Here is a 19,227-nt window from a genome sequence, read left to right on the forward strand (position 1 = left end):
CTAAAACAGATTTGGGTTGCAAAGTTACGACAAATTATTTTGTTACAAGCAAACTTGCCCTAACTTTTTTATCTTATTCACTATACAATATAAACAAAAAGAATGCCGACAAGTTAGTTGTCGACATCCTTTTTCTTCTTTGTTAGCTAATATTACAATCTTCTTACCTATTCACATGTACAATCTACAATTTAGCGATGCCAGCCATTAATCCTGAGCGACACTTACTGCATAGCTGCCACGTTTTCCAGAGGGGAACATACCTGTAATAAACAAAACCTGTTCCTGAGTCTTAGCAGCTTCTTTCATCACTTTCTCCAAGTCTTCCACAGTCTTCATCGGTACATTATTCACTTTTAGGATAATGAAACCTTTACGGACGCCACCTTCTGCCATCTTACCATTGCTAACACCCGTTACTTCAAGACCATAACCCAGATTCAATTGTTTTTTCAATTCATCGGGTACAGGGCGGAATGCGGCACCAAGAATATCCATATCGGCATTCTTCACAATCTTCGTAGTACCTTGTTCATTCTTCAGCGTAACTTCTATATTCTTTTCTTTCTTATCACGCATCACCTTCACTTGTACCTTATCTCCCGGACGATGTTTTGCCAAGATTTCCTGCAAGTCAGCAAATTTATGAATAGCCTTACCATCCATGCCAATGATTACATCATCAACTTTAATATCAGAACCTGAAGCAGAACTTCCTTCTACGATTTCACGTACCCAAAGACCATCAATAACACCATATTTTTCTCTAGCTTCTTTCTTTATATCACTCAACTTCTTACCAGCTTTATCAGCAACCTGTGTGTCGCCCGGCTCTTCAGTAAGTGCTGTTACACTCACACCCAATTTCACACGTTGTACCGTACCGAACTGCTTCAAATCAGCAACCACTTTCTTCATAATACTGGTAGGAATGGCAAAACCATAACCTGTATTTGAGCCAGTCGGAGAGAAAAGAGCAGCGTTGATACCAATCAATTCACCTTGAGCATTTACCAATGCACCACCACTATTACCTTGATTAATTGCAGCATCAGTCTGAATATACGACTCGATACTCTGTTTACCAGTTTGCTGACTCATGCCTAAAGAGCGTGCTTTAGCACTGACAATACCCGCAGTCACCGTAGAAGTCAGATTAAACGGGTTACCTACTGCAAGCACCCATTCACCAACTTTTAGTGCATCAGAATCACCTACCGGAATAGTTGGAAAGTCATCACCTTCTATCTTGATTAGAGCCAAGTCTGTCTCTTCATCCGTACCAATAATACGTCCTTTAAACTGACGATTGTCATTCAACGTCACACTGATTTCATCTGCACCTGCAATTACGTGATTGTTCGTTACGATATATCCATCTTTAGAGATAATAACGCCGGAACCAAAGCCTGTACGTTCAGGGGTCTGTACCTGACGTCTTTGCGTACCGCCCCGACCACCGAAAAATTCACCGAAGAAATCAGAAAACGGATCTCTAACTTCTACTTCCTGAACTTTGGAAGTCTGAGTAGAACGAATATGCACCACAGCGTGAACTGAATTTTCTGCTGCTTGCGTCAAATCTACTGGTTGCGCATCAACGGCATTATAAGAGGCCAAACGTACGTTCGGATTTTGCTGGAACATTTCATTGAATGCACTGGTACTATCAGCAGGCATATTTTTTTGCAGCATCTTATAGGTGGTTAAACCTGCTACTCCTGAGCTGAGAAGTACGATAGCTGCAACCCCGAGAATGTTTTTTGTTGTCTGTTTCATACTAATTTTCTATTCTTTTAATTGTTAATATTCAAGTTTTGTTTAACATTTCGACGTTAAAATAACGACAAAAATCGTTCACTTATTCCGCTTGTCACTCTTTTTTGTTCTCTTTTAACAGTGAACTTTTGGGGCTTAACAGCGGTTAACGACAGAACCTGACAATTTTACATTTATGCACGTTTACTGACGTGAAAATAAGGCAGATAGGCGTTAAAATCAAACAGACCATCTATCCGTTTAAAATAGATGGTCTGTTTTCAGGGAAAAGTACCTCTTTAATTATCGAGATATTCTATATCCATGTGATAATCCCACTTCGGAAAATAAAGGTTACCTCCCTCCCATTCCACTTCACCACGCTGGAAATCCACCGTTTCACTACGAGGATATTTTTTCTCGGGTATCAGCGGCATACCGTAATCGCTGTTGACTATCATACGCCAGGAGTCAATGCCACCCAAGAAGAAATATTCTTCATCCGCATTACGGGCAAAAGTAGGGATGCCAAATGATTGGTCTACAGGAACCCAGCCAATGCCTTCAAAATAGATTTCCGCCCAGTCGTGCAAGTTCCATGCTTTAGGATGCATCATAAAACCACTCTGGAAATGGGCAGGAATACCACTGATACGACAAAGCGTAATAAACAGCAAACTAACCTGCCCACAATCACCTTTATGATTATCTAACACGTATTCGGGAATATTTTCTATAGTAGAATATTCCCGGGCAGAAGCCCAAGGAAAGTTATCATTCACCCAACGGAAGATGCGTTTAGCTTTCAACAAAGGATTGGTTTCCCCAGCTGTCAATTTGGCAGCAAGTTCGCGCATACGTGGTGAGAAAATGACATGCTTCTCACGTTCAGCCGTATATTCCTTATATATAGAAGAAGTTGTATCATAGGGCTGAATATCTTTCGGTTTCAAATTATGCCATTCAGCATTAGCTGTATACTCAAAACTTTCAGAGAATACGGTTGGTTGATCTTGCACTGCACGTTTTTCCATATAGAGAGTGCTATGAAGGCAATCCTGTGGGGATAAAGTATACTTGGATTCGCTGGCAGAGATGAATTTTACATCTTGCTGACGTGACTGGTCGGTACGTGGGTAAGGAAGCCAGCAACGGACGAGCTCTCCGGCAGGAACGGCATTACTGTCTACCGTGAGCGTATAGGTGACCCGCATTCGTTTGGGAGCAGTGATAGGATTACCACTCTTTTTCACACTCGCAATGATTTCGGGCAGGTTCTCCATATTTACTTTTTCACTGCCACTGAAGGAGACGCCATCTTTGGCAGCCTTTATCTGATAGCAGACAGAGTCTACACGGAATAAATTAGGTGCGGCATTACGGAAATAACGCTTCTCACCATTCAGAGTCATACACTCCAATGCTTTGGAGGCTTCCCATTGGCACATCTGCTCATCGGAAACATCAGGGATATACTTACGAATATACTCTTTCACTTCATCTTCCGTACGAGAGAAATCAGTGAGGAGGCGTTGGTGCAGATCATCTTCCCAGGTATAGGGCTTGCTTTCCGGTTTTGGAGTACAGGCAGTTACAAGGAAAAGCAAGGCAGCAGCATACAATACTTTTTTCATAATAAGCTAATTTATAGATGATAATTGAGAACGGAAATTGAATTACGATTCAGGATCCTTACAGTTTCACAACTCCGATGCCAGGCAAATCTGGTAACGTGATCTTGCCCTTTACGACCTCCATTCCCTTGAAGCGGTCGTTGGCAATAAGCAGATTGCCATCCAGATCAGCAAAGTCAACCGCAGGAGAAAACTGGGCAGCAGCAGAGCAAGCACAGGATGTTTCCGTCATACAGCCCACCATCACTTTCATACCCAAAGCACGTGCTAATGTCACCATCTTCCAGCCTTCACGCATACCGGTACATTTCATCAACTTGATATTGATGCCATGAAATGCACCTTTCAGACCGGCCACATCACTCAAACGCTGCAAAGATTCATCAGCAAAGATAGGCAACGGACTCTGTTGTGTCACCCAGGCAATATCATCCAACTGGGTTTTAGGCATCGGCTGCTCAATCATGACAATCCCTTTTTCTTTCAGCCATTGTATCATATCAATGGCATAATGCTTATCCGTCCAACCTTGATTGGCATCGACGGCAATAGGCAGCTCGGTCACCGAACGGATTGTTTCAATCATCTCTTTATCATTCTCACGCCCCAGCTTTACTTTGAGAATATTGAATTGCTCGGCACATTCCTTCGTTTTTTCTCGTACCACATCCGGCGTATCGATACCAATGGTAAAAGTGGTCGAAGGAGCTTTTTCCTTATCCAATCCCCATATCTTATACCACGGAGCTCTCAGCAATTTGCCCACAAGGTCGTGCAAAGCAATATCTACAGCAGCTTTAGCGGCGGCATCTCCCGGTGAAAGCTTATCTACATAAGCGAGAATATCCTCCAATTGGAAAGGATCGGAAAACTGTCCGATGATATCCTGAACTTTTTTCAGGAAAGCCAGTACACTTTCCATCGTACCCAGTTCTTTCTGTAAATAAGGCGGCATGGAAGCTTCACCATAACCGATAACACCATCGTATTCAATCTCTACCTGTACATCAGGAGTGGTAGTGCGTGAGTAAGTAGCCACTGTAAAAACATGACGTAACTTCAACTCATATGGAAAGAAGCGCAATTTCATCCTGGCATTCACACCACTTTTATTGATATTGAACAGTTTTGGAGCGCTTTCTCCTCCAAATACATCATTGATAACCACACCGGAGCCCAATGCGGCAAAAGCAGCTGTTTTCAGGAAATCTCTTCTGTTTTGCATAATATTTGTTTTTAAGTTAGGAGCTACTAGCTACGGAGCCACAAGCTACAAGAGCTTTGCAGAATGAGAGCATTGCTACTTGTAGCTTGTAGTTCGTAACTTTATTATTTATAATAAGGATTCGTTTCCGTAGTATTCAAGGATGCTTCCTTATTTATATAAGGTAGCACGCGCGTAGCAAACAGAAGGCGTCCGAGGTTATATTCGTCAAAAAGCTCATCGGCAGAATCAAAACTACTGACGTGTACATCACCTTGCGAATGAATGAAACGTTTATTGCCAATATACATTCCCACATGCACCACACGTTCTTTTCGATCTGCCGTAGCTTTACGTCCGAAGAAGATCAAGTCGCCCGGTTGCAGGTTGCTGAAATCAGGAGCGATATCAATATGCTCGCCTACATACGCTTGCTGTGAAGCATCTCGGGGAATGATGATATCATGAATGAAAAGAATGGTACGCATGAAGCCACTGCAATCTATCCCTTTGGAAGAAGTGCCTGCCCAAAGATACGGAACTCCCATCAGCGTATGTGCCGTGCGAATAATGCTGGCAGCATCCTGTTTTAAAGCGGCACGCCATTTCTTTTCCGGCATGGAGATAGATTTGGAAATATAACCGGTCCGCCCGTCAGGATATGCAACCTTATAGAATGCACCTTTCGTTCCCTCCCACTTCAAGTGATTGCCTGCAACTACATCCGAAACAGTCTGCGAAGACTGATTGGGTTCAGAATACACAAACCCATAATGAGAAGTCACCACAATCTTCTCTGCTCTGTTCCAGACATGAAGTTCTTCTTTCGTTACCGGATGAATACCTACACGATGTACCCAAGCGATATAATTATCCGGTGTCTGAATGCGATACCAACCGTCGCGCTGTAATACGCGGACAGGCATTCCCATCAATCCCTGGGTCATCATTTCGGATGAGAAGTCAGGATCAACCCTAAGATTGGACACCGATACATTTATGATACCATAAGTTTTTCCTTCCAGTGCAGCCTCATCCGGCAATACCTGTAAGCAGTCCATTACTTGATAGTCAGCTTTCGACAGCCCGTTCAGTAATGCAGCTTTCGCCTCGGCCGAAGTAGTCACACCACGTAACATCACATTTTTACCGGAAAAGGAATAATCTACATCAAAGAGTGCTACCCGTTTATCAGGAGCATACTGACGCTTCAAGCTGTCGGACAACTGTACTACATCCGCAGGAATAGTCCTGTCCCCGATTTCCGAAGCTACCGAATACAACGAAGCAAAAAGGAACAGGGATACGATAGGAATAAGTTTCTTCATTAGCTAAAATGATTTGGGGGTTATTAAGTGTTAGCAAAGTTAGAAATAATTTCTACTTTGGTTATATATTTTCAGGAATATTAAGAAAGTGTTTAGAAAAGGAAGCTATCCGGAGGTTATCTACCCCGCATCCGGTCCGTACCAGGTCCGTATCTATAATTATGGAGAAGATACGGAAAAAGCCCTCCCTTACACAAAAACTCTACAAGTTTCTGTGTCCGCTGGCATAAAAATCGTATCTTTGCCGGACAAAAGCAGCCGGTCGGTCTGTCGCTTACGCTTCGGCGTATGAGGAAAGTCCGGGCAACATAGAGCATCCTACTTCCTAACAGAAAGCTGTCCGCGAGGGTAGAGTAACGTAGAAGAAAATAACCGCCGGTGTCCTTGGGCATGGGTAAGGGTGAGAAGGTAGGGTAAGAGCCTACCAGTCTTGTGGTGACACAAGGGCTGTGCGTCTTGGGAGTTGTAAGGTCATGTAAACCGACGCTATGAGAGTTGCTCGCTCCATGTCGGAGGGTAGACCGCTAAAGCCTGTATGGTGACATGCGGCTCAGATAAATGACAGACACTTTGCTGAATGAAGAATGATGAATGAATAATGAAGATTTCTTCCTGAAAACAGAGAACAGAACCCGGCTTACAGACCGACTGCTTTTTTTTAATTTAAGAACAGAGAATGAGGAATGAAGAATTTCTGCATGATACAACAATTTGATAGAGTTCTCCGTTCTATATTCATAATTCTTCATTCCTAATTCTTCATTGATTATGAATAAACGTATTACTGCTCTTTGGAAATTTCTTACATACGACATCTGGCGTATTACAGAGGATGAAGTCACCAAAACGACTTTTTCCCTCTACAATATAATCAAAACCATTTATTTATGTATCAACCGCTTCACCAAGGACAGACTAGTAAACAATGCCTCTGCACTGACTTATAGCACTTTGCTTGCCATTGTCCCTATACTTGCCATATTATTTGCCATAGCACGTGGATTCGGCTTCTCCAATCTGATGGAGAATCAGGTGCGAATGGGATTCGGAGGGCATAACCAGACCACAGAAGTCATCCTCCAATTCGTAGACTCTTATCTTTCTGAAACTAAAAGCGGCATATTTATCGGAGTAGGTTTAATTATGTTGCTATGGACGGTTATCAACCTGATCACCAATATTGAAATAACCTTCAACCGCATCTGGCAAATAAAAAAGGCACGAAGTATGTACCGTAAAATTACGGACTATTTCTCTATGTTCCTGCTGATGCCTATCTTAATTGTAATTTCGGGTGGTCTCTCCATTTTCATGAGCACAACGCTGAAGTACATTGAAGATTTTGTACTGCTTGCTCCTATTCTGAAATTCCTGATCCGCCTCATACCTTTTGCCTTGACCTGGTTCATGTTTACAGGCCTATACATCTATATGCCGAATACTAAAGTAAAGTTCAAGCATGCGCTCATTGCGGGGGTTCTTGCAGGAACGGCACACCAGGCATTCCAGTTTCTATATATCAGTGGTCAGTTGTGGGTATCGCGTTACAATGCTATTTATGGTAGTTTCGCTGCCCTTCCCCTATTCCTGCTATGGTTACAAATATCGTGGACAATCTGCCTGTTTGGTGCAGAACTGACGTATGCGGGACAAAACATACGGAACTTCAGTTTTGACAAAGACACCAAAAATATCAGCCGGAGGTATCGGGATTTCGTGGCTATCCTTATCATGTCCCTCATTGCCAAAAGATTTGAGGAGAATGCAAAACCATATACAGCAGAAGAAATATCCGAAGAGTGTCAGATACCAATCCGGTTGACACACCAGATTCTATATGAGTTACAAGAAATAAATCTATTGCATGAAGTAGTAGACGAAAACAATGAAGATATCGGCTATCAACCCTCCATGGATATTAATAAGATGAACGTCGCACTGTTGTTAGACAGACTGGACACGCATGGTTCGGAGGATTTCAAAATAGATAAGGACAAAGAGTTCAGCGAACAATGGGAAGTATTAATGAATGCACGGGAAGAATATTATAAGAGCGCAAGCCATGTGCTACTGAAAGATCTTTAATTTTAGGAGGGTTAGTGATAAGTGATTAGTACCATGCGGTATCATAGCGCAATCTGTTAATCACTTATCACTAACCCTTTATCACTGAATCAGTATTTATTGTAAGAAACCACCTTTTCCTTCGGTTTCCTCGCCTTCTTTCTCTTCTCTTTTACAGAGTAGCCGATGGTGATAACCAATAGCAAGCGCTTAGAAGATGGAATACCGGTCAGCTTCTTAATCTCTTTCTCATCAAACCAGCCAAGAATACAAGAACCTAATCCCTCACTCTCGGCAGCTAAAGTGATATGAGCAGTGGCAATACCTATATCTATCAAGGGGAAATACTTATTCTTAATCTTTGCACCCAGAAATGAAGTGACATTCATCGATTCTTCCACAACCAGAATATGAACGGGGGCATCCTTAGCAAATTTATTCATCCCCAGTCCGGCAGTAGCTTTGCCTACCTTAACGGAAAGTTCCGGATCATTGATTACGACAAACTTCCACGGTTGCGCATTACAAGCCGATGGGGCCAGACGGGCAGCTTCCAGTATCCGTTCCAGTTTCTCGGGCTCTACAGGACGTGTCATATCATAAGCGCGGTCACTCTGACGGGAGGCTACTAATTGTAAAAAGTCCATTTGATATATGTTTTTATTGCACCACAGATTACACAGATAAACACAGATTATAAAAGGATAATATTTCTGTGCTATTTGTGTAATCTGTGGTGAACTATTATTTAAACTGGAGCATCCGGCTGATATATTTGCCGATAATGTCAAATTCAATGTTCACTACGCTATCAACTTTGATATCGTGAAAATTAGTATATTCGAACGTATAGGGAATAATAGCTACCTGGAAAGTATCGTCCGTTGGATTACACACAGTCAGACTGACACCATTCACCGTTACAGAGCCTTTGTCCACAGTAATGTATCCCCGCTTTGCCATCTCCTTATCGAAAGCATACCGGAAAGTGAAGTAATAACTTCCTTCGGCATCTTCTACACTGATACAGGTGGCAGTCTGATCTACATGCCCCTGCACGATATGTCCATCGAGGCGACCGTTCATCATCATGCTGCGCTCTACATTCACCTTGTCTCCTACGTTCAACAACCCGAGATTGGAGCGCTCCAATGTTTCCTTCATGGCTGTAACCGTATAGGTATCCTCTGTCATGCTGACTACCGTGAGGCATACACCGTTATGAGATACACTTTGGTCTATCTTCAATTCATTTACAAATGAGCACTTGAACGTGAAGTGTACGTTCTCTTGTTCTTTTACCAATGCCACAAGAGTGGCACATTCTTCTACTATTCCGGAAAACATAATTCAGTTTACGATTTAATGATTTATAATTCCTTATTTGGAGAACACAAAGATAATGCAAATTGATCGCAGAATTTTCATGCTTGCATGAAAAAGTTCTGCCGAGATGCAGCTTATCTTCTCCAAAGATACGAAATAAGGGGAATATAAGTACAAAAAAAATGGAGCTTTTCTTTTCCTATCTGATTATCTGAGATTTAAGAAAATGGTACTTCATTCTTGTACTTTTAATCATTATAAGAACACCACAAAGATAGATTAAAAACAAGAATAAACCATGCTCAAAAGTTAAATTTCAATTCGACTTAATCATAAATTATCGTAATCGGACACAAAAAAACCAGCTATCAATTTTGATAACTGGCTTACAAAATAATATTCCATTATTTATTGAGTAGATTTACTAAGGTCATTTTCAATATACCTTGTTTCTCTTCACTTTTAGCTTCCTGTACTCTTTTTACTATAGCATCTGGCATTTGTTTTAAAGCGTCACAAACACGTTTATACCCATGTTCTGTAGACAGGTCGGCTACTACAGTAATCAAGTATCTTTTAGAGATAAAGGTATCTTTAAATTTAGTTCGCGCTGCATCCAAAAAATATTTAGCACGCTCCAGATTATAATCTGTTTTTATTTCTTTACCTGCAATCAATTTACTGTATGCTGTCTTTCCTAACTTACCAGGAGCAAAACAAGCAATATACCCTATTGTAGTGGTTGGATAACCTAAATCGGCAAGTTCTTTTGTAAATTTTGCCAACTCATTTTGGGGATTAAATAGTGCTGCGCCATTAGCATAATCTGCACCACTCCACGGGTCAGTGACAGTGTTTGTTTCAGCAAGAATCTCATTAGTATCCTTATCGCTGTAACATTCATACAAGAACAGCATTTCTTCATTTAAGTCTGTTTCTTTAGCTGCCGTATATCTATGTTGTCCCTCAATAATAGCAACATACTTACTTGCTTCTTCATTAGGTATAGCATTTTTCGTAATAGGATGCACCAAAGTACAGCCATCATTTACCGCTTTTTGCCCCTCCACATACATTAAAGGGACAAGATTCATTCCAAATTTCTCAAGGGACTCTTTCTTTTTTGAAATGTTCTTTGGATTAACACTACGATTACCTTTAATGAAAGCAATCATTTTACCTCCAACATAGAGGTCTTTTACTGTTAAAATATTCTTTTTCATTATTTATAAAGATTAGAATAATTGGCAACATTACCAACGCTGCAAAGATAGAGAGAGAATATAAAATAAGGGAATGTTTTGAACAATGGCAAGAGGGGTAAAAACAACTCAATAATTTACCCCATTAATGAATCACATATAAAATTTGTTAGCTCTAAGGATTTCATAATCTTTGTAGGATTTTATCTGGTCTTTTATGAAGTTGGGACATAGTTTCTCTTTTTTCTTATCAATTCCAGTATAACGTTCATCCTTAGAGAGATTAGTTAAATAGACTAGTCTTGAAATTAACAATGTCTTATTTAAAGAGACTGTTGTGTATGCCTTTGCAATCTTACTTTTATTTGTTTTGGGCAATAACTCAAGGAAACTATTCAATAAATTATAGAACATTGCCACTAAAACAGTGTCAGGTTCTGTTGCTTTACCTTTTTTATCTGCTTCTTGTGCATCAAAGATTGTTGGTTTGTCAATGTTAAAATACTCCTTCCCTGCATTATAGACATAATAAACATAAGCTAATGATATGGGATCATCAATTTCGATAGAATGACGTTCTTCTGGTATCTTTAATGTTAGTGTCATAGGTTTTATGAAAGAAACTTTAGAGCCACTTTTGTCTATATTCTTACCAATCCGTTGCATGAGTTTCTCTACCAATATTTTTGAGGATTCTTTTACCTTAGCACCTTCTAAACAGCTTCCATGAATGTAATCTGAAACAAATAGCAATAGATACCAGAATTTCGCCCTATCTATGTTCAATGCTTTCAGAGTATTTTGTACATCTTCATATTGTAGGTATTTCTCAAATGTATAGTGTGCATTAAGTACTTTTGCATTGTATCGTTTCATAAATTCTTGGGTTACAGTTGTACCCATGGAGACAAATTTTATTTCTTCTTTTTCTTCATCTTCTTTTTCTGATGCTGCTTCTTCTGCTCCTACTTTATTTGTTTCTGCTTTATTCTTTATCTTTTCTTTAACCTTTATGAAATCATAGTCAGGGTGAAATTTGCATCCTAATATTTCTACATATTCAAGCAAATCATCTTCCTCTTTTACATACCTGTCTAAAGTGAACTTATCTATGGGCTTTATGTCTTCCATATCTTTATTGATTAAATTTATGCCTTAAAGATAGAAAGAATTAGTAACAAAAAAATAAGGAAGTAAATGAAATCTCACCTACTACCTCATCATTAGCCTATCTTACTTAAAAATACCCTAGGCTTTTTTAATATGTACCAAATCATAGAATTCTTGACGGTTCTCTAGTTATATCTAAAAAGATCAATTTAAGCTATCTGTCTGTTCATCTGGTTTATCTAGCATGTCATCATCTTCCTCTCCTTCTATAAAGGCTAAGAGTTCGCCAGTCTTGGCATCTCTTATGTATCTCATTCCTGGAGATACGTATTCAGTTACTACTTCTTTATTACCCCACCATGGTACAAATGCATCATTCATTGTCATACTTATTAATAGCAGTAGTTGCAGGAACTACTCCAAATCCATACTTATTAAATCTTCTCATAAATTCCTCCTTATCTTTGATCATGTGGTTAAACAAAAGCCTAAGATTTCTAAGTCCATTGTTCTCACCAGTTCCAACATAAGGATTATTGTTACTTAGTCCATCAGTTCCATAGCCATTATAAATAATAGCTTCAACTCTTCGTCTTCCAAGCTATCAATAACACCGTAAGGGTCTTTAGCGAACTCTTCTGGGTCTATGTTATTTTCTTTTACTAGTCTGTTTAATGTCTTTATTAGCATAATCATTCTGTTTCTTGTCTTCAATCTCTTTAAGGATGTCGGCAGACATGTTAACTGGACGTGGATCTGCAAATACAATACCATCTACCTTGTTCCATTCGTCACGTACTTCTTCTGCTGTAATTTCTCCTGCTTTGAACTTCGAGAACAAGTCCTCGCAAAATTTAGTATGTTCTCTGTTTGTCATTATCATAATTCATTCCTCCTATTAATAAGAAAGGTACTAACATCTTATAGATGTTAGGATTGAGGTGATTGGAAAGTACCTATTGTTATTTCCATTCTCATATTAATTCATTTAGATTTATGGTTATTCATTTGCTTGTTTATCTACTTCATCTAGCATACTGTCATCTCCGAACACCTCTTCAATCCACTTATTCATTTCTTTTGACTTTATAGGATTACAGATGTACCCTTTAGGATTGTCAATCTGCTTAGATGCATACTTCCACTCTAACTTCTGCTTCTTAATGTTAAGATAGCTCCACTTTACTCTTCTTATGTTCATAATTTACCTCCATTCTTATATCCTAGTTTTCCTAATTCATTTAAGTTCTTTAGGAATAAATATCTCCTTGCCATTCTCATCATACTCTACATAACAGCCAGTAAGCCCTTCTATGATGAAGTCTCTTATGACACCTATGTATTTATCTACTGCTTCTGTAATAAATACCTCTTCTGGACAAGCAAAAGGAATCCTTACATTTGCTAAATTAATGACTGTAGTTCCATCTACATCTTTTAGATAGCATTCTTTATTGGTGTAATCCATGACAATCTTAAGCTTGTTAGTCTTACTCCCATTAATCATTTCCATTTCTATAGTTCTCATTTCACTTGGTATTATTAGTGCTTCTATAATTAAACTCAGCCCAAGTAGCAGGGTCGTAGTAGATCTTGTTATACTTAGCCCTATCTAATAATTTTAATCCATTTACTCATAAATCATTTATTTTATTATTAATCAGCTATTTCCATCGTTAATAACAAATGTAACTTCAACTCTTCATCTTCCAGTTTGTCAATAACACCGTAAGGGTCTTTGGCAAACTCTTCTAGGTCAATATTACCCTTCTCTAACAGTGCTGCCATTGTCTCTAGTACTTTCATAGTTCATTTATTTTTTATTAGTTATAATTACTGGTACTGCTACCATTGAAACTTGTTTAGGTAATCATTTAACGCTACGTTCCTTATCTATGAGAGTAGATAGATCTTGCATTGACATTCCTTTTGCTGGCATACTGTACTCTTTAACTAAGCCATTCTTAGAGTAGACTCTTACATGTATTGTAGTTGTAGCGTCTTCTGTTTCCTTATACTCCATAACGAAAGTATGCTTAGGACTGTACTTGTGATCTGGTGTGTAGATGTCTAATTCTACTTCTAACTGAGTGTTGTTGATTAGACTTGTTAAATCTTCCTTATCTTGTATTAAATTGGCAATTTGCCTGAATTTAAAATCAAAATACGTATTCTCCATACGTTTGCTGAGAATTGTTTTAAACTCTTCAACAGTATAGTCAGTATAGTCATTAATAAACTTGAAGTAGCTTACAAAATCAAGTACTGAGCTTGAGTATTCTTGTATTTCCTTATGCTTATTAATAAATCCATGTACCATAATTCGTTCTTTTGAACTCTGCGTTGTAAAATTCTCTTCTTAAAGATTTAAAATTGTCACTTAAATACTGATGTGTCCAAAAGAAATTGTCTAAATTACTTTGTAGATATTCTTGAATTAAAGGCATTCCATGCACAAATGGCAAATAGTGTTTATAATAGACACACAAAACATTTTTTTCATTATCAATAGAATATGCTAAAGTAATACGTCCATCCATGTTAGTTTGATTTATCGCTTCTTTTAGGATACTTATATCAGGGTTATTTAAAGAAAGGTTTCTAAAACTAGACCAAATTATGATAAAAGCTGTGGCATCATCTGCGGTAATAAAAAAGTCCTCATTTTGATATTTAAAACAAATATCATCATCTTTATCAACTTCTGGTTCACAACCAATTTCAGTTAATGTCTTAATAAGCAAATTCCTTGTTTTATTATCTTCTGCATTAATAGCTGCATCTATAATTTCATTCTTCTTGGTATAATCAGACTGTTCTTTATTATTCTCAATAGCATATCCTACTCTACCAAAGAAATATGCAGCAACTATTAGTATTAAACCTAAAACTATCAAACCTTCCATTTTATATTTATTTATTATTATAATAACACATTGTTTGCAGCTCACCAAATACTTTACCAACCATCAATTCATTACTAGTAGGCAAATAAATTTATAACGCCTTATTCTTTAATGAATTTCTCATTGAACCTTAATATTATATCAATAAATTCGGTAGGCAATCTTTTGAGTACTTCCTCTTTAATGTATAATGGTATTTCCTTATAGTATGCTTCCGCTATACTACCAGTAATAGAACTCATGGTATCAGCATCACCTCCTAAAGACACTGTTAGACGAATGGCACTTTCAAAATCAGTACTTTCCAAAAAAGAAATAATGGATTCTGGTACTGTACGTTGGCAGCTTGGATCACTGTAATAAGTAGGTCTTATTTCATCACAAGTTCTACTAAGATTATAGCCAAAAGTCGTTTCAATGTATTCTTTTATGTCCTTCTTTGATTTACCAGTACGAGCCATATAGATACAAGCTGCCGTAGCTTGTGCTCCTTTAATACCTTCTGGATGATTATGTGTTATTTCCGCACTCTTTTGAGCTGCATCTAATGTTTCCTCTAAGGTATCAAAAGCCCAACCAACTGGACTTACTCTCATTGCTGAGCCATTGCCCCAACTGTTATATGGTTGAGGATTCTCTTCTCTTAGCCATGACTGAAACCAACCGCCATAATTAGCTTGATAACGATGTCCGTAATCTTGCATAATACCCAAAAGACTATCACCAGTCAATAGCCAATCAGCATTTGCAACAGTCATTATAGTATCATCAGTAAAAGAAGAATAGCTAAGAAAGAGTTCAAAGTCTGTGGTCTTCATTGAACGATATTCATAAACAGAGCCTATAATATCGCCCGCTATTGCCCCTATTAGCATATTGTTTTCCATTTTGTTAGTTTTCAATTATAATTAGTATGAATTATTAAATACTGATCCAAGATACAACTATCTCTCTGATTTATAGCTAATCACTACTTTAAGCAGAGACACATTACATTATCAAATAGAACCAATTGAGTCTGGATCGACTTTGGATTCTTCCAGATAAATGTTCTGACGTTTTAGCCTATCAAATAAATCTGCACATGCATCATAAGAATGGTCTATGTTAAAGCTAAGATAAGCTTCTATATCTGGAAGCTCCACAACAAATGGAATTTCACGTTTGCAATGTAACCTAAATACCTTCTCCTCTTCATCAATAGAGTAAAAAATCGTTGCCATACAATGTATATTGGCTTGATTTATAATCTCTATTATTTTATTTAAGTTAGGGTTATCTAAACCGATTTTTGCCCAGTTCATGTTCCAGATAGTAATAAATGGAGATCTATTGTCAGCATCAATATAGATATAGCCATAGGAAAAAACAGTAAACTTTATTCTTTCAGTAGTTTCTTCTAATTCTGGTTCATAACCTATATTTTTGAGTACGTTAATAAGTAAATCCCTTGTCCTTCTTCTTTTTATTATTACTCTTCTTCTTCTTCTTTTAATAACGGTCTTATTAGTATCTTTATTGCTTACAAACTCTTCTGTATCAGTACTTCTGCTTTGTTTAATCAGCCCTTCATTACTTTTAATACCCTTATCTGTTTTCTTAACATAGCTATTGGACTGTTTTCTATCATCCTCAGTTATGCTATCAGCATCTGCATTTATCAAAGGAGTTGGACACTCTCTATTAAGCATGCATTTACTGCCACAATTAGGACAGATACCAATAAATAAATCGTAATTATCCACTTTTTCTTGTAAATCTGTTTCCAACACCACATTAACACACTGAAAACGCTGGTGCTCTTTTTCTGCTCCACAATTAGGACAACATCCTTTTTGATCTATCATAATGAAATTCTATTTATGAGTTTTATCATCTTTCTAAGCATATTACTTGCCATTAATTCATCATTATAGGCTAAACCTTTATCAAATTTCATTCTCCTGCAAAATTCTCATTAAACCTTTGTATTATTACTATAAAGCATAGTATTGCTAATGAAGTAATAATCTCATTCTTCGTAAGATATAATGTTATCAACAATCTGCCTAAACACATCACCAGCCATCAATCCACCACTAACAGGTAAGCCTTTCTTATTAATGGAAACAATTATACTGTATTGGGGATTTTCAACAGGGAAATAATCACAAAACTCAACTGCATATTCAGTATCTGATTTATTCTCTGTGCCATCCTCATTAGTAGAAACCTGACAAGTTCCTTGTTTTCCTGCAACTGTTACTTTTTCAGACTTGGCAGGTTGCCCTAAGCCATCAGTGATATTAAATGCCAAAGCCTGTTTCAAGCTGTCAATACTAGCCTTACTTGCTATCTGAGGATTAATAACTACTACACTATCCTTGTATAGTTGAGGCTGCACCATTTTTCCATCATTGGTAATAGCATTGTAGAATGTCAGAACTTGAATAGGTGAAATGAACTGATTGTACCCAATACTAAGCCAAATCATATCAGTTTCCGTAATGGAATAAGGCTGCAAGTTCGCAATCCCTGTAATACTATCTGGTTTACCATAATCCATTTTGGCAAGTAAATCAAAGTATGCCTGCGGATTGTCCCCAAAAGCCATCTCCATAGTCTTAGTAGTAGCAATATTTGAACTACAAGCTATGCCTCTTTGAAGTGTAATCTCACCATATCCACCTCTATGCCAATTATGATCTTTCATTGTCTCATTGCCAACAGGATAGATACCATTGCCTGTATCTACTTTATCCTCTAATTTCACTTTGCCAGTTTCTAAAGCTGCCAGTAGTGAAACAGGATGCATCAAGCCAGTAGGCTGTTGTACACAGACGTTCTCGCATGGTTGGTAGTCTGCACTATCTTTTTTGGTAAGTCCAACCAGAGCCTTTATTTGCCCAGATTGAACTTCCATAACAATTACCTGCCCAGATTGGGCATTGATCTCTGATAACTTACTTTCCAATACAGAAGTAACATTAGCTTGTAATGTACTGTCTATAGTTGAAATAGATTCTGTTACTTGCTGTTTGGATTGGCAAGCAGATAAGCTATACAGTATAATTAATAATAATATAGTAGGCTTCATTTGTCAATACAATGTAGTTATTGATTTCTAACAGTCACGACAATCCCTTTATCATAAAAACACCTTTTATCTAGCTTATAATTGAGAAGTTCTATTTCAAGACTACGATCCTCCGTTTCAGCTACTTCCTTAGTGGTATAATAGTAAGCTTGCACTATTGAATCCGCAGAAAATAAGCTTTTTAAACACTCCAATTCTTGAAGAGCATTTAATCTTAGTGTAATGACTTCACGATGCATTTTTTTACTTATATGCACATCCATAGTCGAGTTGCTATAATTGTTATCACCGTCATTTTCTAATAAATATTCCCTCATTTGATTACCACTGCCTATTTTGACTTTAATAGTTTTGTCAAAATACTCTATATCAACTTTCTTCCCTAGCAAATTGAGTTTATACTCCTCTAATTCTTTGCTTACACGATCTGAAGGGAAATCGTTATAATTTATCATATTTCCTTCTTCGGTAATTGGGTTGTAAACATAATCCATAAACTGAATGTCTGTAACAGTTAGATTATTTTTCGTGTTTTGGCAGCCAATAACGCTTACACATACCAGCACAATAAAAAAATTAATTATAGTTTTCATATGAAGCTTATTAAATTAACAATTTAGTCTTTTGTTATGAAAATGCACTAAGAACTATATATTACTAGGCAATTTGTGTTCTAAAGAATACATAAAATCTGAATATTTCTCTCTAAACTCATTCTTACTTAACGAATTACCTTCCTTGTCATAGTATTTAGCTGTTTTACCATCATATTCAATAGCTACTTGTCCATTCTCGAAATGTACATAAGCAGCAATAGGTACTCCATTTTGAACTATAGTGCAGCAACTTTCATCTGAACTATAAATCTTTCCAGAATAAAGTTCTCCTTGATAATAGCAGTATTCTTCATAATTAACTTCTCTGATTTCAATGTCTGGAAGGTACACTTTATTAACACATGAGTAACAAACCAATACAGTGAATAAGGACATCAACAATTTTAAAGTTTTCATAATGAGTAATATTTTTAAATTAAGTTACTTATTTTTCTCTCTCCAACGTGCAACTATAGCAGATAGTATAAAGACTATAATAAACAATAATATGACAATTACACTGCCAAAACCAGTGGAAGAATCTGAATAGTCAGACATCCTTCCTCTATCCAATAAGATCATTAATAATTCCATTTCTAATCATATTTATAGTTTTACATACAATTCTTTCATGAGGGAATAACCCCACTAAAACACGAATGTCACGATTTAACAATTCATATACTATTCTCTAACAACAAAAAAACCTTGTAACTTAGTAAACTTATCTCCTATACTTAATTGTTAATTCATGCTTTCTCCTTCTCCCACAGAAGCTTTTTACATACTACTTCAAGCACTAGAAAAACAATAGAGCCTAGCATTGATAAGGCTACTAGAATGATTTTATTGCCGCAATAAAGATATTAATTAATTCTTATTCTCATACAAAGAAATTTAGATAAAAATGCATAATGCCTAAATTTGCAAGCATTTTAATACTTTATCAACTAAATAAGATGAGAATCCAAGGGAAGAGAAATGTAAACTAACTTGTTCCATAGGCTTTGCTTTTTGCGTATC

22 protein-coding genes and 1 other RNA gene are annotated in these 19,227 nt (G+C 37.4%); 2 read left to right on the top strand and 21 right to left on the bottom strand.

Going from position 1 to position 19,227, the window contains the following annotated elements; all coding sequences use genetic code 11:
- Positions 1–42: 42 nt before the first annotated feature.
- The 5 genes from K429_RS31370 to K429_RS0127695 form a co-directional block, all read right to left on the bottom strand.
- Positions 43–171, bottom strand: a complete 129-nt coding sequence (locus tag K429_RS31370) for a hypothetical protein (protein WP_118403829.1) — start codon at positions 169–171, stop codon at positions 43–45.
- Positions 172–207: 36 nt separating this feature from the next.
- Positions 208–1,779 (bottom strand): trypsin-like peptidase domain-containing protein, encoded by a 1,572-nt coding sequence (locus K429_RS0127680; RefSeq protein ID WP_029328859.1) that lies wholly within the window; start codon positions 1,777–1,779, stop codon positions 208–210.
- A gap of 278 nt (positions 1,780–2,057) precedes the next feature.
- A complete protein-coding gene (locus tag K429_RS0127685; RefSeq protein WP_029328860.1) occupies positions 2,058–3,392 on the bottom strand; it encodes a transglutaminase family protein in 1,335 nt (444 codons plus the stop codon).
- Between the two features lie 58 nt (positions 3,393–3,450).
- Positions 3,451–4,617: a dipeptide epimerase gene (locus K429_RS0127690; protein WP_022210905.1), complete on the bottom strand. Its 1,167-nt coding sequence runs from the start codon at positions 4,615–4,617 to the stop codon at positions 3,451–3,453.
- 104 nt (positions 4,618–4,721) lie between these two features.
- Positions 4,722–5,924 carry an NlpC/P60 family protein gene (locus K429_RS0127695; protein WP_029328861.1) on the bottom strand — a complete coding sequence of 401 codons (1,203 nt, stop codon included), beginning with the start codon at positions 5,922–5,924 and terminating at the stop codon, positions 4,722–4,724.
- 254 nt (positions 5,925–6,178) lie between these two features.
- Between K429_RS0127695 and rnpB the strand changes: the two genes are divergently transcribed.
- Positions 6,179–6,580, top strand: an RNA gene (gene rnpB, locus K429_RS29620) — RNase P RNA component class A.
- A 112-nt stretch (positions 6,581–6,692) separates the two neighbouring features.
- Positions 6,693–8,009 carry a YihY/virulence factor BrkB family protein gene (locus K429_RS0127700; RefSeq protein WP_007209704.1) on the top strand — a complete coding sequence of 439 codons (1,317 nt, stop codon included), beginning with the start codon at positions 6,693–6,695 and terminating at the stop codon, positions 8,007–8,009.
- 89 nt (positions 8,010–8,098) lie between these two features.
- Here K429_RS0127700 and K429_RS0127705 read toward each other — a convergent pair whose 3' ends face one another.
- The 16 genes from K429_RS0127705 to K429_RS0127785 form a co-directional block, all read right to left on the bottom strand.
- The gene (locus tag K429_RS0127705; protein WP_029328862.1) at positions 8,099–8,635 is read right to left on the bottom strand and encodes a nitroreductase family protein; all 537 of its coding nucleotides are present in this window, start codon (positions 8,633–8,635) and stop codon (positions 8,099–8,101) included.
- A 97-nt stretch (positions 8,636–8,732) separates the two neighbouring features.
- A complete protein-coding gene (locus tag K429_RS0127710; RefSeq protein WP_007209706.1) occupies positions 8,733–9,335 on the bottom strand; it encodes a riboflavin synthase in 603 nt (200 codons plus the stop codon).
- Between the two features lie 383 nt (positions 9,336–9,718).
- Positions 9,719–10,537 (bottom strand): hypothetical protein, encoded by an 819-nt coding sequence (locus tag K429_RS0127715; RefSeq protein ID WP_029328863.1) that lies wholly within the window; start codon positions 10,535–10,537, stop codon positions 9,719–9,721.
- A 132-nt stretch (positions 10,538–10,669) separates the two neighbouring features.
- Positions 10,670–11,647, bottom strand: coding sequence for a hypothetical protein (locus tag K429_RS0127720; protein WP_029328864.1), 978 nt, complete (start codon positions 11,645–11,647; stop codon positions 10,670–10,672).
- Between the two features lie 183 nt (positions 11,648–11,830).
- Entirely contained in the window at positions 11,831–12,007 is a 177-nt protein-coding gene (locus K429_RS30130; protein ID WP_155923486.1) for a hypothetical protein, read from the bottom strand.
- Between the two features lie 268 nt (positions 12,008–12,275).
- Positions 12,276–12,503: a hypothetical protein gene (locus K429_RS0127730; RefSeq protein WP_155923487.1), complete on the bottom strand. Its 228-nt coding sequence runs from the start codon at positions 12,501–12,503 to the stop codon at positions 12,276–12,278.
- A 123-nt stretch (positions 12,504–12,626) separates the two neighbouring features.
- Positions 12,627–12,827, bottom strand: coding sequence for a hypothetical protein (locus K429_RS0127735; protein WP_029328866.1), 201 nt, complete (start codon positions 12,825–12,827; stop codon positions 12,627–12,629).
- A gap of 36 nt (positions 12,828–12,863) precedes the next feature.
- A complete protein-coding gene (locus K429_RS0127740) occupies positions 12,864–13,154 on the bottom strand; it encodes a hypothetical protein (protein WP_029328867.1) in 291 nt (96 codons plus the stop codon).
- A gap of 128 nt (positions 13,155–13,282) precedes the next feature.
- Positions 13,283–13,414: a hypothetical protein gene (locus K429_RS31215; RefSeq protein WP_255347667.1), complete on the bottom strand. Its 132-nt coding sequence runs from the start codon at positions 13,412–13,414 to the stop codon at positions 13,283–13,285.
- A gap of 82 nt (positions 13,415–13,496) precedes the next feature.
- Complete coding sequence (locus tag K429_RS0127750) at positions 13,497–13,946, bottom strand: hypothetical protein (RefSeq protein ID WP_029328868.1); 450 nt, start codon at positions 13,944–13,946, stop codon at positions 13,497–13,499.
- A complete protein-coding gene (locus tag K429_RS0127755) occupies positions 13,927–14,532 on the bottom strand; it encodes a hypothetical protein (RefSeq protein ID WP_029328869.1) in 606 nt (201 codons plus the stop codon). The genes K429_RS0127750 and K429_RS0127755 overlap by 20 nt, the downstream gene beginning before the upstream one ends.
- Positions 14,533–14,633: 101 nt before the next feature.
- Positions 14,634–15,419 carry an ADP-ribosylglycohydrolase family protein gene (locus K429_RS0127760; protein WP_029328870.1) on the bottom strand — a complete coding sequence of 262 codons (786 nt, stop codon included), beginning with the start codon at positions 15,417–15,419 and terminating at the stop codon, positions 14,634–14,636.
- Between the two features lie 111 nt (positions 15,420–15,530).
- Complete coding sequence (locus K429_RS29580) at positions 15,531–16,379, bottom strand: CpXC domain-containing protein (RefSeq protein ID WP_029328871.1); 849 nt, start codon at positions 16,377–16,379, stop codon at positions 15,531–15,533.
- A 164-nt stretch (positions 16,380–16,543) separates the two neighbouring features.
- A complete protein-coding gene (locus K429_RS0127775) occupies positions 16,544–17,608 on the bottom strand; it encodes a penicillin-binding transpeptidase domain-containing protein (protein ID WP_029328872.1) in 1,065 nt (354 codons plus the stop codon).
- Between the two features lie 17 nt (positions 17,609–17,625).
- Complete coding sequence (locus K429_RS0127780; RefSeq protein ID WP_029328873.1) at positions 17,626–18,201, bottom strand: hypothetical protein; 576 nt, start codon at positions 18,199–18,201, stop codon at positions 17,626–17,628.
- 54 nt (positions 18,202–18,255) lie between these two features.
- A complete protein-coding gene (locus K429_RS0127785) occupies positions 18,256–18,621 on the bottom strand; it encodes a hypothetical protein (RefSeq protein ID WP_029328874.1) in 366 nt (121 codons plus the stop codon).
- Positions 18,622–19,227: the final 606 nt, after the last annotated feature.

It is taken from the genome of Bacteroides sp. 14(A), from assembly GCF_000526555.1.
Lineage (GTDB): Bacteria > Bacteroidota > Bacteroidia > Bacteroidales > Bacteroidaceae > Bacteroides > Bacteroides cellulosilyticus.

Coding starts and splice junctions, on each gene's coding strand:
- K429_RS0127680 (WP_029328859.1), bottom strand. CDS start 1,779: ATGAAACAGACAACAAAAAACATTCTCGGGGTTGCAGCTATCGTACTT.
- K429_RS0127685 (WP_029328860.1), bottom strand. CDS start 3,392: ATGAAAAAAGTATTGTATGCTGCTGCCTTGCTTTTCCTTGTAACTGCC.
- K429_RS0127690 (WP_022210905.1), bottom strand. CDS start 4,617: ATGCAAAACAGAAGAGATTTCCTGAAAACAGCTGCTTTTGCCGCATTG.
- K429_RS0127695 (WP_029328861.1), bottom strand. CDS start 5,924: ATGAAGAAACTTATTCCTATCGTATCCCTGTTCCTTTTTGCTTCGTTG.
- K429_RS0127700 (WP_007209704.1), top strand. CDS start 6,693: ATGAATAAACGTATTACTGCTCTTTGGAAATTTCTTACATACGACATC.
- K429_RS0127705 (WP_029328862.1), bottom strand. CDS start 8,635: ATGGACTTTTTACAATTAGTAGCCTCCCGTCAGAGTGACCGCGCTTAT.
- K429_RS0127710 (WP_007209706.1), bottom strand. CDS start 9,335: ATGTTTTCCGGAATAGTAGAAGAATGTGCCACTCTTGTGGCATTGGTA.
- K429_RS0127715 (WP_029328863.1), bottom strand. CDS start 10,537: ATGAAAAAGAATATTTTAACAGTAAAAGACCTCTATGTTGGAGGTAAA.
- K429_RS0127720 (WP_029328864.1), bottom strand. CDS start 11,647: ATGGAAGACATAAAGCCCATAGATAAGTTCACTTTAGACAGGTATGTA.
- K429_RS30130 (WP_155923486.1), bottom strand. CDS start 12,007: ATGAATGATGCATTTGTACCATGGTGGGGTAATAAAGAAGTAGTAACT.
- K429_RS0127730 (WP_155923487.1), bottom strand. CDS start 12,503: ATGACAAACAGAGAACATACTAAATTTTGCGAGGACTTGTTCTCGAAG.
- K429_RS0127735 (WP_029328866.1), bottom strand. CDS start 12,827: ATGAACATAAGAAGAGTAAAGTGGAGCTATCTTAACATTAAGAAGCAG.
- K429_RS0127740 (WP_029328867.1), bottom strand. CDS start 13,154: ATGAGAACTATAGAAATGGAAATGATTAATGGGAGTAAGACTAACAAG.
- K429_RS31215 (WP_255347667.1), bottom strand. CDS start 13,414: ATGGCAGCACTGTTAGAGAAGGGTAATATTGACCTAGAAGAGTTTGCC.
- K429_RS0127750 (WP_029328868.1), bottom strand. CDS start 13,946: ATGGTACATGGATTTATTAATAAGCATAAGGAAATACAAGAATACTCA.
- K429_RS0127755 (WP_029328869.1), bottom strand. CDS start 14,532: ATGGAAGGTTTGATAGTTTTAGGTTTAATACTAATAGTTGCTGCATAT.
- K429_RS0127760 (WP_029328870.1), bottom strand. CDS start 15,419: ATGGAAAACAATATGCTAATAGGGGCAATAGCGGGCGATATTATAGGC.
- K429_RS29580 (WP_029328871.1), bottom strand. CDS start 16,379: ATGATAGATCAAAAAGGATGTTGTCCTAATTGTGGAGCAGAAAAAGAG.
- K429_RS0127775 (WP_029328872.1), bottom strand. CDS start 17,608: ATGAAGCCTACTATATTATTATTAATTATACTGTATAGCTTATCTGCT.
- K429_RS0127780 (WP_029328873.1), bottom strand. CDS start 18,201: ATGAAAACTATAATTAATTTTTTTATTGTGCTGGTATGTGTAAGCGTT.
- K429_RS0127785 (WP_029328874.1), bottom strand. CDS start 18,621: ATGAAAACTTTAAAATTGTTGATGTCCTTATTCACTGTATTGGTTTGT.